The sequence below is a fragment of the Citrobacter sp. LST-B2 genome, from assembly GCF_057983045.1.
Map to the genome: position 1 here is coordinate 2,873,289 of NZ_CP192598.1, position 14,181 is coordinate 2,887,469.

Annotated in this window: 12 protein-coding genes; 4 read left to right on the plus strand and 8 right to left on the minus strand. The window is 53.5% G+C overall.

Going from position 1 to position 14,181, the window contains the following annotated elements:
- Nucleotides 1–226: 226 nt before the first annotated feature.
- From flhE to flhB, 3 genes are read right to left on the minus strand one after another with little or no spacing between them, the layout of a single operon-like run.
- Nucleotides 227–619: a flagellar protein FlhE gene (gene flhE, locus ACQ0PY_RS13805; RefSeq protein WP_043000346.1), complete on the minus strand. Its 393-nt coding sequence runs from the start codon at nucleotides 617–619 to the stop codon at nucleotides 227–229.
- A complete protein-coding gene (gene flhA / locus ACQ0PY_RS13810; RefSeq protein ID WP_109740327.1) occupies nucleotides 619–2,697 on the minus strand; it encodes a flagellar biosynthesis protein FlhA in 2,079 nt (692 codons plus the stop codon). Before flhA ends, flhE begins: the two co-directional genes overlap by 1 nt.
- Nucleotides 2,690–3,844 carry a flagellar biosynthesis protein FlhB gene (gene flhB, locus ACQ0PY_RS13815; protein ID WP_043000344.1) on the minus strand — a complete coding sequence of 385 codons (1,155 nt, stop codon included), beginning with the start codon at nucleotides 3,842–3,844 and terminating at the stop codon, nucleotides 2,690–2,692. Before flhB ends, flhA begins: the two co-directional genes overlap by 8 nt.
- Before the next feature lie 516 nt (nucleotides 3,845–4,360).
- Here flhB and ACQ0PY_RS13820 point away from each other — a divergent pair.
- From ACQ0PY_RS13820 to ACQ0PY_RS13835, 4 genes are all read left to right on the plus strand, one after another.
- Complete coding sequence (locus tag ACQ0PY_RS13820; protein WP_109740328.1) at nucleotides 4,361–4,915, plus strand: fimbrial protein; 555 nt, start codon at nucleotides 4,361–4,363, stop codon at nucleotides 4,913–4,915.
- A 72-nt stretch (nucleotides 4,916–4,987) separates the two neighbouring features.
- Complete coding sequence (locus ACQ0PY_RS13825) at nucleotides 4,988–5,683, plus strand: fimbrial biogenesis chaperone (protein WP_052517379.1); 696 nt, start codon at nucleotides 4,988–4,990, stop codon at nucleotides 5,681–5,683.
- A gap of 80 nt (nucleotides 5,684–5,763) precedes the next feature.
- Nucleotides 5,764–8,223: a fimbria/pilus outer membrane usher protein gene (locus ACQ0PY_RS13830; protein ID WP_224788357.1), complete on the plus strand. Its 2,460-nt coding sequence runs from the start codon at nucleotides 5,764–5,766 to the stop codon at nucleotides 8,221–8,223.
- Complete coding sequence (locus tag ACQ0PY_RS13835; RefSeq protein WP_061069999.1) at nucleotides 8,224–9,372, plus strand: fimbrial protein; 1,149 nt, start codon at nucleotides 8,224–8,226, stop codon at nucleotides 9,370–9,372. It begins immediately after the preceding gene.
- Nucleotides 9,373–9,570: 198 nt separating this feature from the next.
- Here the strand turns inward: ACQ0PY_RS13835 and cheZ are convergent, their stop codons facing one another.
- The 5 genes from cheZ to tap are packed head-to-tail and all read right to left on the minus strand — an operon-like array spanning nucleotide 9,571 to nucleotide 14,166.
- Entirely contained in the window at nucleotides 9,571–10,215 is a 645-nt protein-coding gene (cheZ, locus tag ACQ0PY_RS13840; protein WP_043000339.1) for a protein phosphatase CheZ, read from the minus strand.
- Nucleotides 10,216–10,225: 10 nt separating this feature from the next.
- Complete coding sequence (cheY, locus tag ACQ0PY_RS13845) at nucleotides 10,226–10,615, minus strand: chemotaxis response regulator CheY (RefSeq protein WP_043000338.1); 390 nt, start codon at nucleotides 10,613–10,615, stop codon at nucleotides 10,226–10,228.
- A gap of 17 nt (nucleotides 10,616–10,632) precedes the next feature.
- Nucleotides 10,633–11,682, minus strand: coding sequence for a protein-glutamate methylesterase/protein-glutamine glutaminase (locus ACQ0PY_RS13850; RefSeq protein WP_043000337.1), 1,050 nt, complete (start codon nucleotides 11,680–11,682; stop codon nucleotides 10,633–10,635).
- Nucleotides 11,679–12,545: a protein-glutamate O-methyltransferase CheR gene (gene cheR, locus ACQ0PY_RS13855; protein ID WP_043000336.1), complete on the minus strand. Its 867-nt coding sequence runs from the start codon at nucleotides 12,543–12,545 to the stop codon at nucleotides 11,679–11,681. Before cheR ends, ACQ0PY_RS13850 begins: the two co-directional genes overlap by 4 nt.
- A gap of 19 nt (nucleotides 12,546–12,564) precedes the next feature.
- A complete protein-coding gene (gene tap / locus ACQ0PY_RS13860; RefSeq protein WP_043000335.1) occupies nucleotides 12,565–14,166 on the minus strand; it encodes a methyl-accepting chemotaxis protein IV in 1,602 nt (533 codons plus the stop codon).
- Nucleotides 14,167–14,181: the final 15 nt, after the last annotated feature.

The window sequence follows — 14,181 nt, forward strand, 5'->3', positions numbered from 1 at the left end:
CCGGTTGGCTGCGCCAAAGGAGTTCTTACACGGCTACAGTAAGAGCTTACAAAGTGGGATACCTTTTCGTTTTTGCCACCGGTGAGAGTGAAATGGCAAAAACGCAAAGAGACCGGCAACGCGTGTCACCGATTTATAAAACAGCGTTTCTTTTCAATCAAAAGGCAAGGTCAAAAATGCGAGTCAGGCAGCAGTTTAGCGTACTGCCTGATGAGGAGAATAACCGTTAACGATAGTTCACAATCACCTGATTGCTCTGAACTTTTAATGCGGGAATTAAGCGACCACCGCCGGGGACTTCCCAGATGAAACGCAGGGGTTCAACGGCAGGCACGTTGTTAAATGCCTGCGTGGTGCCGCTCTGCCCTTCTATCTCTACACAGCGTGATTGTGAACATAAGCGCACGCGTAAACCGGCAGGCGTCGGGCCATTCAGTTCATATCGCCAGGCGACCAGCGTCATCAGACCGGAGACGGGCTGGCTGGATGAAAGTGGCGACGACGAGGCCGCCACGCCGCGATGATTCAGGGTTATGCCGATACTACTGGCCTGCCACGCCCCTTCCCCGGCAGCCTGTACCACCAGCGGGAAAAGTAACAGCCAAAGCAGTTTGCGCATTATTTACCTCCAATGGTTGCCGTCATGCGGATGTTACGGTTATCGGACAGCTCCATGTTCGACAGCACCACCAGTTGCGGCAGGCTGCGGCGCAGGAAGCGCGACAGCAGAGGACGCAACGCATGGTTAACCAGCAGCACCGGCGGCGCACCCAGCATTTCCTGGCGGGACAGCGCCTCCTGAGTTTGCGCCAATAGTCGATCGGCGAGGCCCGGCTCCAGTCCCCCACCGCCCTGGAGTGCCTGCAATAGCAGACGTTCGAGCGCGGTGTCGAGACCAATCACGTTAACTTCATGATTACCCGGGAACCACTGCTGGGTGATCGCGCGCCCCAGCGCCACGCGAACCACCGCCGTGAGTTCATGCGGATCGCTCTGCAATGGCGCATGTTCCGCCAGCGTTTCCAGAATGGTGCGCATATCGCGAATCGGCACTTTTTCATCCAGCAGATTCTGCAACACTTTATGCAGCGTGGTCAGGGTCACCACACCCGGCACTAAATCTTCGGTCAGCTTCGGCATCTCCTGCGACACGCGATCCAGCAACTGCTGCGCCTCCTGGCGACCGAACAGTTCAGCCGCATACTGACCAATCAGATGGTTCAGATGGGTTGCGACGACGGTACTGGCCTCCACCACGGTAAAGCCCTGAATCTGCGCCTGCTCTTTTAAGGCACTTTCAATCCAGATAGCGTCCAGACCAAAGGCCGGATCCACTGTCTGTTCGCCGGGTAATGTCCCAGCCGCCGTGCCTGGGTTTATCGCCAGCCAGCGTCCCGGATAGGCGTCGCCGCTGCCAATCTCCACCCCTTTCATCAGGATGCGGTAATGCGCAGGTTGCAGATCCATGTTGTCGCGGATGTGCACCACCGGCGGCAGAAAGCCCATGTCCTGGGCAAACTTTTTACGGATACTGCGGATACGCCCCAGCAGTTCACCGTCCTGCTGAAAATCGACCATCGGGATCAGGCGATAGCCCACTTCCATGCCGAGTGAGTCTTCCAGTTGCACATCGTTCCAGGTGGCTTCCACCACTGAGTTGTTTTCCGCAACTTTAGTCGGTTGTGGCTCGACAGGCGCCTTCTGCTCACGTCCCCGGATCCACCAGGCCAGTCCCAGCAGCGCGGCGGTAAACATCAGGAACACCAGGTTTGGCATGCCCGGCACCAGGCCCAGCAGACCCAGAACCGCGGCGCTCAGCAACATCACGCTCGGATTACTGAACAGTTGCCCGACCATCTGCTCGCCGACGTCCTGATCGGTACTGACGCGGGTGACGATGACGCCCGCCGCGGTTGAAATCACCAGCGCGGGGATCTGCGCCACCAGACCATCACCGATGGTCAACAGGGTATAGCTTTCCGCAGCATGCCCCATGCTCATCCCATGTTGCAGCACCCCCACCAGCAGACCGCCCACAACGTTAATCACCATAATCAGAATACCGGCGATGGCGTCGCCACGAACGAACTTACTCGCACCGTCCATTGAGCCATAGAAGTCGGCTTCCTGAGTCACTTCAGAACGACGCTTTTTCGCCTCATCTTCACCGATAAGACCGGCATTAAGGTCGGCGTCAATCGCCATCTGTTTACCCGGCATCCCGTCAAGAACGAAGCGCGCGCCCACTTCAGCGATACGCCCGGCACCTTTGGTGATAACCATAAAGTTGATGATGACGAGAATAACAAACACCACGATGCCGATAGCAAAGTTACCGCCGACCAGGAAGTGACCAAACGCTTCAACGACCTTGCCCGCCGCCGCCGCGCCAGTGTGCCCTTCCATCAAAATAATACGCGTGGAAGCCACGTTCAGCGCCAGACGCAGCAGCGTAGTGAACAACAGAATGGTCGGAAACGCGGCAAACTCCAACGTGCGCTGGGTGAACATCGCCACCAGCAGCACCATAATCGACAGTGCGATGTTAAAGGTAAACAGCAGGTCAAGGATGAACGCCGGCAACGGCAGGACCATCATCGACAGGATCAGCAGAATGAGGACTGGCCCGGCAAGGATCTGCCACTGCGTGGTTTTCATGTTGTTGGGCAGGCGCAGCATCGCAACCAGATTAGCCATCGGTAGTCTTCTCGTTCATAAAATCCAGGGCTTCAGGCACTGGAAGATTTGCAGGTTGTGGTGGACGTTCCCCACCGGCGAGCCGCCAGCGTTTAAGCTGCCACACCCAGGCCAGCACTTCCGCGACGGCGGCGTACAGTTGTCCGGGGATCTGCTGACCAATCTCAGCATGGCGATATAGCGCACGCGCCAGCGGCGGCGCTTCAAGGGTGGGAATTTTGTTCTCGGCACCGATCTCGCGAATGCGCAGGGCCACAAGTCCGGCCCCTTTCGCCACGACTTTCGGCGCGCTCATCTTATTTTCGTCGTATTGCAGCGCCACCGAATAGTGAGTCGGGTTGGTGACGATGACATCGGCATTGGGGACATCACTCATCATGCGTCGACTCGCCGCCTGGCGCTGCATCTGCCGGATACGCCCCTTCACATGAGGGTCGCCTTCATTCTGTTTAAATTCGTCACGGATATCCTGGCGTGACATGCGTAATTTTTTCAAATGGCTCATGATCTGGAAAATCACGTCGAATCCGACCATCGGGATCACCCCCAGCACCACCAGCAGCGCACACAGCCCAACGAGATCCAGCGCATTGCCCATCGCCGCGCGCGGTGACTCCGCCATCAGGCGCATCATCTCCGGCCAGTTATGCCACAGATACATCGCCGTCACGCTGCCCACCAGTGTGGATTTCAGAATGGCTTTCAACAATTCCGCCCCGGTCTGCGCGGAAAACATGCGTTTGATGCCTGGCAGCGGATTGAGCTTGGAAAATTTGGGTTGCAGTGATTTACCGCTGAAGACCAGACCGCCAAGCAGAACCGGCGAGATCAGCGCCACCAGCACCACGCCGGTAATCAGCGGCAGCAGCGCGATCATCGCTTCTTTAATCAGCAGAATAATTTGCCCGAGGATCAGATTAGGATCATTGACCATGCTGTGGTCAAAACGCAGTCCTGCCGACAACATGCCCGATAACCGTCTGGCCAACGACTCACCGCCAATCCAGATAATGCAGACGCCCACCAGCAAAATCAGCAGTGAGGTCAGTTCTCTGGAACGGGGGATCTGCCCCTCTTCCCGCGCTTTCTCAAGTCGGTGGGGTGTGGGGGCTTCTGTTTTGTCGTCGTTGTCGTTTTCGTCTGCCACGGCCTGCATCTGTGATGATTTACAATAGGGCTCATTGTGCCCTTCCCCGCGCGAAGCAATGCGGAGAACAAAGGGGTGATTCCCCGCTTTTTTGACTGTTACCCCTCTCAGCAGAGTATTTTCAGAATTTATTTAGTCTTAATCTGGAATCTATCTTTTGACGCTGAGGACAACATAATGATTGACAAACCCTCAAAGAGAAAAATAAAAACTCAAAAAAACACATGACACTAACAATACAAAACAAATAAAAAACACAGGTTAACACATTCATTTCTACAAATAAAAAATACATCAACACATTAAATTCAGTGTTTTTATTTTATAACCCCATCTTACTTAACCCACTTTATATATAGACATTATAAATATAAAAAACACATTTCATCGCGCAATCAAAAGGATTATTTTAAGTAACCTAAAAACCATTAAACGATGGCAGAGTCAACAAACAAGCCCACTGTGTTGCTTAATAACAAAGTGACGGGATATGAACGTTAACATATGGAGATTGCGATGCGTTTAACACCACTATTAATAGCAGCTTCGCTATTATCACTCGCCTCTATGGGGAGTAGGGCAGATGAGAACAATGCAGGTACTATCCACTTCACCGGTGAAATTGTTGATCCAAGTTGTACTATAACGGGCGATAGCGGAAAAGACAGTACCGTATATCTTGGTTCTTTCGCGCCCAGCTTTTTTACCGGTAACGGTGGTAAATCCGACGATGCCGCATTTACCATTACGTTGGCTGGCTGCCCAGTGGCAACCACAGGATTAGATCGTATTCAGTTAACATTTAAAGGCATCACCATCGTCGGACACGATGACCTTCTGGCACTTACGGCCGGCGGTGCCACTGGCGTCGGCATCTCTGTTAGCACTGAAGCAGCACCAACAACAAACCTCAACCTGACCGGCGTGGATGGCCAGGTGTATATTCCACTGCAAGCAACATCAGCCGATATATCCCAAAATTTCGTCGCCCGCTATGAATCCTATGATGCGACGCCCATCACACCCGGAAATGCGTATGCAGATATGACAGTCAATATTTTGTATCGCTAAGTCGCCTCTTTAATTATCAGATGATAGCCTGCCCCGTGGCAGGTTATCTTCGCTATGCGTTGAGAAAATAAAATGAAGGCACCGTTGTTACTTATTCTATTAACGACATCCAGTTCCCTCTTTTCCCTGGGAAGTAGTGCAGAAGGCATTCAACTGGGCCGTACACGCGTGGTATATGACGCCAATAAAAAAGAGGCAGCCCTCCCACTTATCAATACGGAAAAAGAATTGCCCTGGCTTGTTCAGTCATGGGTTATGAATGCAGATAATAAAACACGGGCACCTTTTATTATCACACCACCACTGTTTCGTTTAGACCCGAAGTCCGGACAAAGCCTGCGAGTCATGCGCAGTGAAATGATTACCACAACAGACAGAGAATCACTTTACTATCTGATTGTCAGAATGATTCCTGCCCGTGACCGTAAGGATGAACAGTCTAACGCTCTCCACCTTATCTACAGGACGCAAATTAAGTTGTTCTACCGTCCTTCGGGTCTGAGCGGGACGCCAGAAGAAGCGTGTCAAAACCTTCGGTATAGCCAATCAGGCAATCAACTACGAATCGAGAATAGTAGTGCGTTTTACAGCGTTTTTGATTCTGTACTGGTAGGAAACACACAGCTAAGGACAGCAGATATGGTTGCCCCTAAAAGCAGTGTCTCACTGACATTCGATGCCAAAACGGCAGCGCAGAGTGTTTCATGGCGCTGCATCAACGACTATGGCGGAACGACCGATAAATTTACCACGTCGTTGAAACCATGAATAACCGCGCTCAGCCACTAAGCCATTCCTCCAGCCGCGCTTTTGCCCCCTTATTGCACGGGCTGAGTGGTTTATTGTTCTTGAGTAGTTCTGTTCTCTATGCCCGCGATTTTTATTTTCAACCCAACTCCCTTGAAGGTGGCGAAAACACACCACAGACGACCAACCTGGCGATTTTCGACAACCCGAAGGCTCAGCTCGCAGGTAGCTATCCTTCACACATTCTGCTCAACGACAGAAAAATCCAGGAAAAAACGCTGGCTTATGTCAACGCCGAAGACGGAAGCCTGGTTCCCCTGCTTACCCCGAAAATGCTGCGCGAATGGGGAATCAAGGTGGACGACTACCCCATACTGGCATCCGAGCCTGCCGATAAGCCCCTGAAACACGATCTGGGAACTTATATTCCTGCTGCAAGTGCTGTTTTTGATTTTAAATTACAGAATCTGCATCTCAGCATCCCCCAGATTGCGGTTCAGAAAGTGAATGCGAACGCTGTCGATCCCTCACGCTGGGATGCGGGCGTTCCGGTGCTGTTTGCTGATTACGCGTTTAGCGGTCAGGATAATCTCGCACACACTCAGGGACAGCACAGTAATCAATATTTGAATCTTCGCAGCGGCGCGAATCTGGGGGAATGGCGTCTGCGCAACTATGGCACCTGGTCAAATGCCGCGGATAATCAGGGCTGGCAGAATATTGCCACGTGGATACAACACGATGTGCAAACGTTAAAAGCGCAGTTTATCGCCGGTCAGAGCAGCACGCGTGGAGAAGTCTTCGATAGCCTGCAGTTCAATGGTATTAACATCGCCTCTGATGACGAGATGCTGCCAAACAGCGAAAGAGGCTATGCACCGACGCTCCGCGGAACGGCCTATTCCAATGCCGTGGTGACCGTCAAACAAAATGGCTACACCATTTATCAACAAAACGTCGCCCCTGGAGCTTTCGAAATCAACGATCTGGCAGCCTCCACCAACAGTGGCGATCTGGAACTTAGCGTACAGGAAGCGGATGGCTCGGTGCGTACCACCATCCAGCCTTTTTCCAGCATTGCGCTAATGCAGCGCCCTTCTCGCCTGCGTTTTGAAGCCACTGCAGGCCGCTATCGGGCAGACAATGGCAGCAACGACAAAGAACCCGAATTTGCTCAGGGCAGTGTCATTTATGGAATCAATAATACATTCACGGCGATCGGTGGTTTAACTACCGCACAAGACTATAACGCTGTCAACGCGGGAATGGGCATTAGCCTCGGCAACTGGGGGGCGATCTCCGCGGATGTCACAGCTGCACGAAGCGTTCTGGATTCAGGTAACATCAGCAGCGGGCAGTCATGGCGAGTCCTGTACACTGGGGATTTCAACCCAACCAATACGCACTTTTCCCTTTCAGGCTACCGATACTCAAGTGAAGGTTATTACAGTTTTGTGGAAGCCAATCAACACCAGACGAAAGATTCATCAGATGAAACGCGGGATCATAAACGTAATCGGCTGCAACTCAATATCAGCCAACCGGTGGGCGCCGGAAATATTTATATCAACGGCTATCAGCAAAATTATTGGAATAATAGCCGTCGTGATAGCTCCCTTTCTGCAGGTGCAAGTTACAGCCTGATGGGCATCAGCTACAATCTCTCTCTCACCTGGAGCACAACCAGCAATAGCGAGGACGATCGTTCACTTTATTTAGGGTTAACGATTCCCCTAAGCCACTGGCTACCTGATAGCTGGGCAACCTACAGCCTTAACAATAATCAGCACGGTGCAACCACGCAGAACGTAGGGCTGAACGGTTCGCTACTGGCCGATAACCGCCTGAACTATTCGCTTCAGCAAAGCCGCAGTAATCAGAGTCCTCAGGACAGCAGCAGCGTATATAGCACCTGGTATGCCCAATACGGCAGGCTCAATGCCGGTTATTACACGGCGTCAGATGGCTCGCGCCAGCTCAGCTACGGTGCGAATGGCGCACTGGTCGCGCATCCTCGTGGCATTACGCTGTCGCAACCCCTCGGTAGCCAGTTTGCGATAGTCGATGCCGACGGCGCACCCGGTGTCAGTTTCCAGAATCAACGCGGGATCCATACTGATATGTTTGGCAACGCCATCATTCCTTCCATTTCAGCTTATCAGGAAAATCACATCAACATTGATACCACTACGCTGCCAGATGATGTCGACAGCAGTAATACCTCATCAACAGTGGTCCCTTCGCGAAACGCCGCCGTCGTGGCGCATTTCAGTGCTCGTCGGGGTTATCGCGCGCTGGTTACGCTGGTGCAATCATCAGGACAACCGCTGCCCTTTGGTACGATGGTGACCTCAGAAGATGGTCTGCTCAATGGCATTGCCGATGATCAGGGCGTGGTCTATCTCGCCGGACTCAGCGGTACCGTCACGCTCAAGGCAAAATGGGGAAATCAGGAGCGGCAAAGGTGTATCGCAACGATTACAACCGGTGAAGAGATTCCCCAGAATACGGATGCCGCCGACATCAAGCGCATGACGGCGGCTTGCAAGCAAGGAGGTTAAATGAAGCAATTTCGATGGGCCTGGCTTTTCACCCCACATCGTCTGCACGTACTGATTTTGTTGAGCGGGCTACTTCCCGTATTGCAGGCATTCGGTGCAACCACCTATCTGAGTGGTTGCTTCCCCACCAAGGGCAGAGTCGATGTCCCGCTCAATTACGACCTGAGCGCGGAGGATAACTACGCCGGGAATAGAATCCAGCCAACAATAAGCTTTGTATTTCCCTCGGATCCGCATGCAGCGCAGTGCAGTTCGTGCCCTGGGGTGACAGGTACAACCACCGAGAAGATCTACAGTTACCGTACCACGCCACTGCCTACCGGCCGAACGGCTAAATATGGCAAGCTCACTAACAACTTAGATATCCAGATATCAGCCTTCTCCGATACCGTCTCGGGAGGAGGTACCGCTTATCTCCTCGAAACCTATCCCAATCAGTCGCCCACAACCAGTCTGTTCGAAGGCGATAATAGCGAAGCGACGCAGTCACTTTGCGCAAACAGTCCTGTAGCCGGCAATCCTAAGCGTTTATTCAACTGGAACAAGATAAGTCTCTCGTTGTATATCGTTAACCCGATATTCGGCATAGAAACCATTCCGAATCAGCTACTGATGTCCACCAGCGTATGCATCTTTTACGGCTCGGGGTCGTGTAACTTCAGCAAAGCCAGTGTCGCGTCGGAAATGTACATCTCTGGCGCTATTAACGCACCGCTCAGTTGTACGATAAACGCAGGGAGTACGATCAATGTCGATTTTGAAACCCTGGCCAGTTCTAATTTTACTGCGCCTGGAGCCGTTCCTTCAGGATTCACGCTGCGTGATGTAGATATCAAATTCCACTGCGACAGTACCGCTGTCAGTAATAGCGACAAAATAAAGCTGACCCTATCCGCCGATCAGGGCGTTAACGATACAGGCACAGGATTCATTGCCAAAATGATAGGACGAGACGACATTGGCGTAAGAATGTATGACAGCAATGATAATGGCATACCGCTGGATGGTAGTGCGGACTTCCCCATTGTGTTAGATGGCAACGGCGATGGTCATATCCAGATGACCGCCGCACCGGTTGCCACAACCAGTAATAAACCCGATGCTGGCCATTTTGAAGGCAACGTCACGGTAAAAATGGATATCCGTTAACTGCAAAGTGAACAATGGCCCCGACGGGCCATTCAGACTGCTGACAAAGAAGGAAAAAGCGTGTTTTCTCCTTCTTTGTAGTAAGCAGATGAAAATCAATGAATTGATTTTCCTTATTTTTTACTGGGCGATATCTGCTCGCCCAGTATCAACAGGAGATTTGTCATCACTCTCAATGGCCCTTGAGGGCCATTGTTCTCAAAAGCCTAAACTATCCAGCAGGTCGTCCACCTGGTCCTGGCTGGCGACAACGCCCGCTTTGGTCGCATCGACCTGCGGACCATTCAGCAGGCTTTCACTTTCGCGTTTGGGTCGAGAACTCTGCTCTGGAATATTTTCCAGTAGTACCATCAGCAGCTGACGTTCAATCTCCTGAATCACATCCATCATGCGTTTAATCACCTGACCGGTCAGATCCTGGAAGTCCTGCGCCATCATGATGTCAAGCAACTGTGCGTTGGTGAAACTGGTATGCCCGGGCACATCGCCGAGGTATTTTCGAGTGTCTGTCACCAGCTCACGGGCGTCAGAGAGCTCAATCGGGTTTTCAAACCACTCGTCCCAACGCTTGCTCAGCGCCTTCGCCCCTTTCTCCATCTCGTCCTGATGCGGCTGAGAAGCCTCAACGCTGTTCAGGGCGCGCTCAGCCGCCTGCGCGGTCATCTGTACTACATAGTCCAGACGGTCACGGGCATCAGGAATGGCTTCTGCCGCTTCGGCAATCGCCTGGTCCAGTCCCAGTTCGCGCAGACTGTCACGCAGCATACGGGTCAGGCTACCAATGCGGGCAATGATATCCCCGGCAGAATGTTCATCTACGGGTTTAATCTGTGGTTGCATCATGGTCAGCCCCTTACATGCCCAGTTTCTCAAAGATTTTATTGAGTTTTTCTTCCAGCGTCGCCGCCGTGAACGGTTTCACTACGTAGCCGCTGGCCCCGGCCTGCGCCGCGGCAATGATGTTCTCTTTCTTCGCCTCTGCCGTGACCATCAGCACCGGCAGTGAGGACATTCCGCTGTCCGCGCGAATGGTTTTCAGCAACTCGAGACCGTCGATGTTCGGCATGTTCCAGTCGGAAATGACAAAACCAAACCCACCTGCCTGCAGTTTATTCAACGCATCCGCGCCATCTTCGGCTTCTTCCACGTTGTTAAATCCCAACTCCTTAAGCAGGTTACGCACGATGCGACGCATGGTGGAAAAGTCATCCACAACCAAAAACTTAAGCTCTTTATCCGCCATAAAAAATTACTCCTGATTCAAATACGTATTGCCTGTCCGGCACTGATTTTCGCCAGCATCTGCTGGCTAACCTGACTAAGATCGACCACTTCGCTGACGCCACCCATATTGATGGCTTCGCGCGGCATGCCGAACACCACACAACTTGCTTCATTTTGCGCAATCGTCCAGGCGCCCGCCTGGTGCATCGCTAACATTCCGGCGGCACCGTCGTTGCCCATTCCCGTCAGGATCACCCCGACAGCATTGCGCCCCGCATGAATCGCTACCGAATGAAACAGCACATCCACCGACGGCCGGTGCCGGTTAACCGGCGGACCGTCATGAATTTTTATTTGATAGTTTGCCCCGCTGCGTGCCAGTTCCATGTGTTTATCGCCCGGCGCAATGTAGGCATGACCCGGCAGAACACGCTCGCCGTCCTCCGCCTCTTTCACGGTTATCTGACACAGCTTGTTCAGACGTTCAGCAAACGAGCGGGTAAAACCGGGCGGCATATGCTGCGTAATAATGACCGCCGGACTGGAGAGTGGCAGCGGTTGCAGCACATGGCGAATTGCCTCGGTGCCCCCCGTCGAGGCGCCAATCGCAATCAGTTTTTCCGAACTGAGCAGCGGTCCCGCCTTTAAGGTGACCGGCGCCGCAAGCGGTTTATGGGCTGTCAGACGTGCGCGTGACGCCGTGCGCACTTTCTCCGCAATCATCTCGCTGTAGGCCAGCATCCCTTCGCGGATCCCCAACTGCGGCTTGGTGACAAAATCGATCGCCCCCAGTTCCAGCGCCCGCAGCGTCACTTCCGAGCCTTTCCCCGTCAGCGACGACACCATCACCACCGGCATCGGACGCAGTCGCATCAGCTTTTCAAGAAAATCGAGGCCGTCCATCCGCGGCATTTCGACGTCCAGCGTCAGCACGTCAGGGTTATATTTCTTGATCAAATCCCGGGCGACGAGCGGATCGGGTGCGGTTGCCACCATCTCCATGTCGCTATAGCTGTTAATAATTTCGGTCATGATTTGGCGCATCAATGCAGAATCATCGACCGACAACACCCTGATTTTACTCATGCTTTACCCTTACTTAGCGCATAAACCGTTTGACCGCGCAGGCTAAAGTCGCGCACGAGGTTACTAAAGTTCTCTGAATGCCCGGCAAACAGCAGACCATCAGGCTTAAGAAGAGGGACAAAACGGCGCAGAATGTCCTGCTGCGTCGTTTTATCGAAATAGATCATCACATTGCGGCAGAAAATGGCGTCGAACGGTCCCGGCACGTTGTACTGCTTATCGAGCAGGTTAATCACGGAAAACTCGACGTGGCTTGCCAGTTCCTGACGTACACGCACCAGCCCATCATGAGGACCGGTTCCGCGCATGAAATAACGCTGGAGCTGCTGCGGCGACAGGGTCTTCAGTTCGTCCAGGCGATAGATCCCGCTACGGGCCTTTTCCAGCACTTCGGTATCAATATCGCTGGCGAACACCTTCCAGCGCCCTGGCGCCATGCCCAGCGTATCGGCCAACGTAATGGCGATACTGTACGGCTCTTCACCGGTCGATGCCGCGGCGCTCCAGACCCGGTATTCGCCGCTGTGACGACGCGCGCTTTCCGCCAATACCGGGAAATGGTGCCCTTCGCGGAAAAAAGCGGTCAGGTTAGTGGTCAACGAGTTGATAAAAGCCTGCCACTCTGCGCTGCTTTGATTCGCTTCCAGCACGCTGAGATAGTGACCAAAATCATCCATTCCCAGCGTACGCAGACGACGGACCAGGCGGTTGTAAACCATGTCCCGCTTGTGGTCCGCCAGCACGATCCCCGCACGCTGGTAGATTAATTGACATATCCGACGAAAGTGCGCGTCGGACAGCGCAAGGCGCTGGGTCATCTGTAACAATAATGACGTTTGCCCGTTGGGCAGAGATGATGTCATAGCGCCTTCTCAATCACATTCAGGATACAACGGGCACAGCCTGCGGCGGTGCCGATTCTTGGTGTGTTACCACATGCTCTTCAAGTTTGAATACTGCTACACGGGCTGACAGCGTGTCGGCCTGATGCGCGAGTTGCCCGGTCGCGGCGGCGGCTTCTTCCACCAGCGCGGCGTTCTGTTGTGTCACCTGATCCATCTGGGTGACGGCCTGTGCCACCTGCTCTATTCCTCTGCGTTGTTCGTCTGACGCCGAGGCAATCTCGCCCATGATGTCGTTGACCCGGGTGACCGAGCTGACGATTTCCGTCATGGTACGGGCAGCCGTATCGACGAGTTGCGATCCCTGGTGGACGCGGTTCACCGACTCTTCAATTAACCCTTTAATCTCTTTTGCTGCCTGGGCGCTGCGGCTCGCCAGGTTTCGTACTTCTCCGGCAACCACAGCAAATCCACGCCCCTGCTCACCAGCACGCGCCGCTTCGACCGCCGCGTTGAGCGCCAGAATATTGGTCTGGAAGGCGATACCGTCTATCACCCCGATAATGTCGCCAATCTTTTGCGAACTGGCGGCAATCGCCTGCATCGTACTGGCGACTTTGGTGGTCTGTTCGCCGCCGGTTTTCGCCGTATCGGCGGCGCTTTTTGCCAGCCCGGAAGCCTGGCGCGCATTGTCGGCGTTTTGACCGACGGTAGCCGTTAACTGCTCCATGCTGGCCGCCGTCTGCGCCAATGACGCCGCCTGCTGCTCGGTGCGTGAGGAGAGATCGTTATTACCCATCGCGATTTCAGAAATCCCGGTGTGCATCGCCAGACTGCCCTGACGCACGTCGCTGACGGTTTCCCGCAGCGCCTGTTGCATCGCTTTCAGGCTGGCAAAGATCGCCGAAATCTCATTACGCCCGTAAACCGCAATCGGCCGCGCCAGGTTGCCCTCGGCAATGCTGTCAAAATGACTGCCGATAATCGCCAGCGGCTGGACGATCATTTTGCGCGACCAGTACAGCGCTCCGGTGGTTAACAGCGCGGCAATAATGACCATGCTGATAAAGATCGCTGCCGACATGTGATAGTTGTTTTTGCTCTGTTGCCCAGCCACCACCAGCACATGGTTAATGTTCTGCTGCCAGGCGTTAAAGTTCACATCAAAGGCATCCTGTGACGCCTGCACTGGCGCGGTCAGAAAGTCTGACAACTGGTTGTTTTCAAGCCAGGTGGCCTGATGTTCCAGATCGCTGTGCCACTGGGTGAAGCTTTTCTCCGTTGCGTCCTGCAGCGCTTTGCCCGATTCCGTATTCGCCTCGATAGCCTTGAAGCCATTGAACAACGTGGCGGACTGCGCCAGGCTTTCGCGCGCGATAACCATCAGGCTTTTGATGTCATCGGGCGGATAGCTCAGCGCCGTTAATGTCCCGGCCTTGTTGAGGGCGGTACTCGCCTGTAATAAAACGGCGCGCGTTTGTGCCAGCGCCGCGCGTTGCTGATTACTCTGCTCGACCTGATTAAGGCTCTGAAAACCGTCCCGAAATGCCCAGAAAGACAAGCCATTACTGCCAATCTGCAATACACCGCAGAGGATCAAAATCAAAAACAGCGTGGTCGAGATTCGAATACGATTAAACATCAACGCTCCCATCAG

What these genes read in the sequence shown, in the direction of transcription:
- flhE (WP_043000346.1), bottom strand. Translation starts at nt 619, where the DNA reads ATGCGCAAACTGCTTTGGCTGTTACTTTTCCCGCTGGTGGTACAGGCT.
- flhA (WP_109740327.1), bottom strand. Translation starts at nt 2,697, where the DNA reads ATGGCTAATCTGGTTGCGATGCTGCGCCTGCCCAACAACATGAAAACC.
- ACQ0PY_RS13820 (WP_109740328.1), top strand. Translation starts at nt 4,361, where the DNA reads ATGCGTTTAACACCACTATTAATAGCAGCTTCGCTATTATCACTCGCC.
- ACQ0PY_RS13825 (WP_052517379.1), top strand. Translation starts at nt 4,988, where the DNA reads ATGAAGGCACCGTTGTTACTTATTCTATTAACGACATCCAGTTCCCTC.
- ACQ0PY_RS13835 (WP_061069999.1), top strand. Translation starts at nt 8,224, where the DNA reads ATGAAGCAATTTCGATGGGCCTGGCTTTTCACCCCACATCGTCTGCAC.
- cheZ (WP_043000339.1), bottom strand. Translation starts at nt 10,215, where the DNA reads ATGATGCAACCACAGATTAAACCCGTAGATGAACATTCTGCCGGGGAT.
- cheY (WP_043000338.1), bottom strand. Translation starts at nt 10,615, where the DNA reads ATGGCGGATAAAGAGCTTAAGTTTTTGGTTGTGGATGACTTTTCCACC.
- ACQ0PY_RS13850 (WP_043000337.1), bottom strand. Translation starts at nt 11,682, where the DNA reads ATGAGTAAAATCAGGGTGTTGTCGGTCGATGATTCTGCATTGATGCGC.
- cheR (WP_043000336.1), bottom strand. Translation starts at nt 12,545, where the DNA reads ATGACATCATCTCTGCCCAACGGGCAAACGTCATTATTGTTACAGATG.
- tap (WP_043000335.1), bottom strand. Translation starts at nt 14,166, where the DNA reads ATGTTTAATCGTATTCGAATCTCGACCACGCTGTTTTTGATTTTGATC.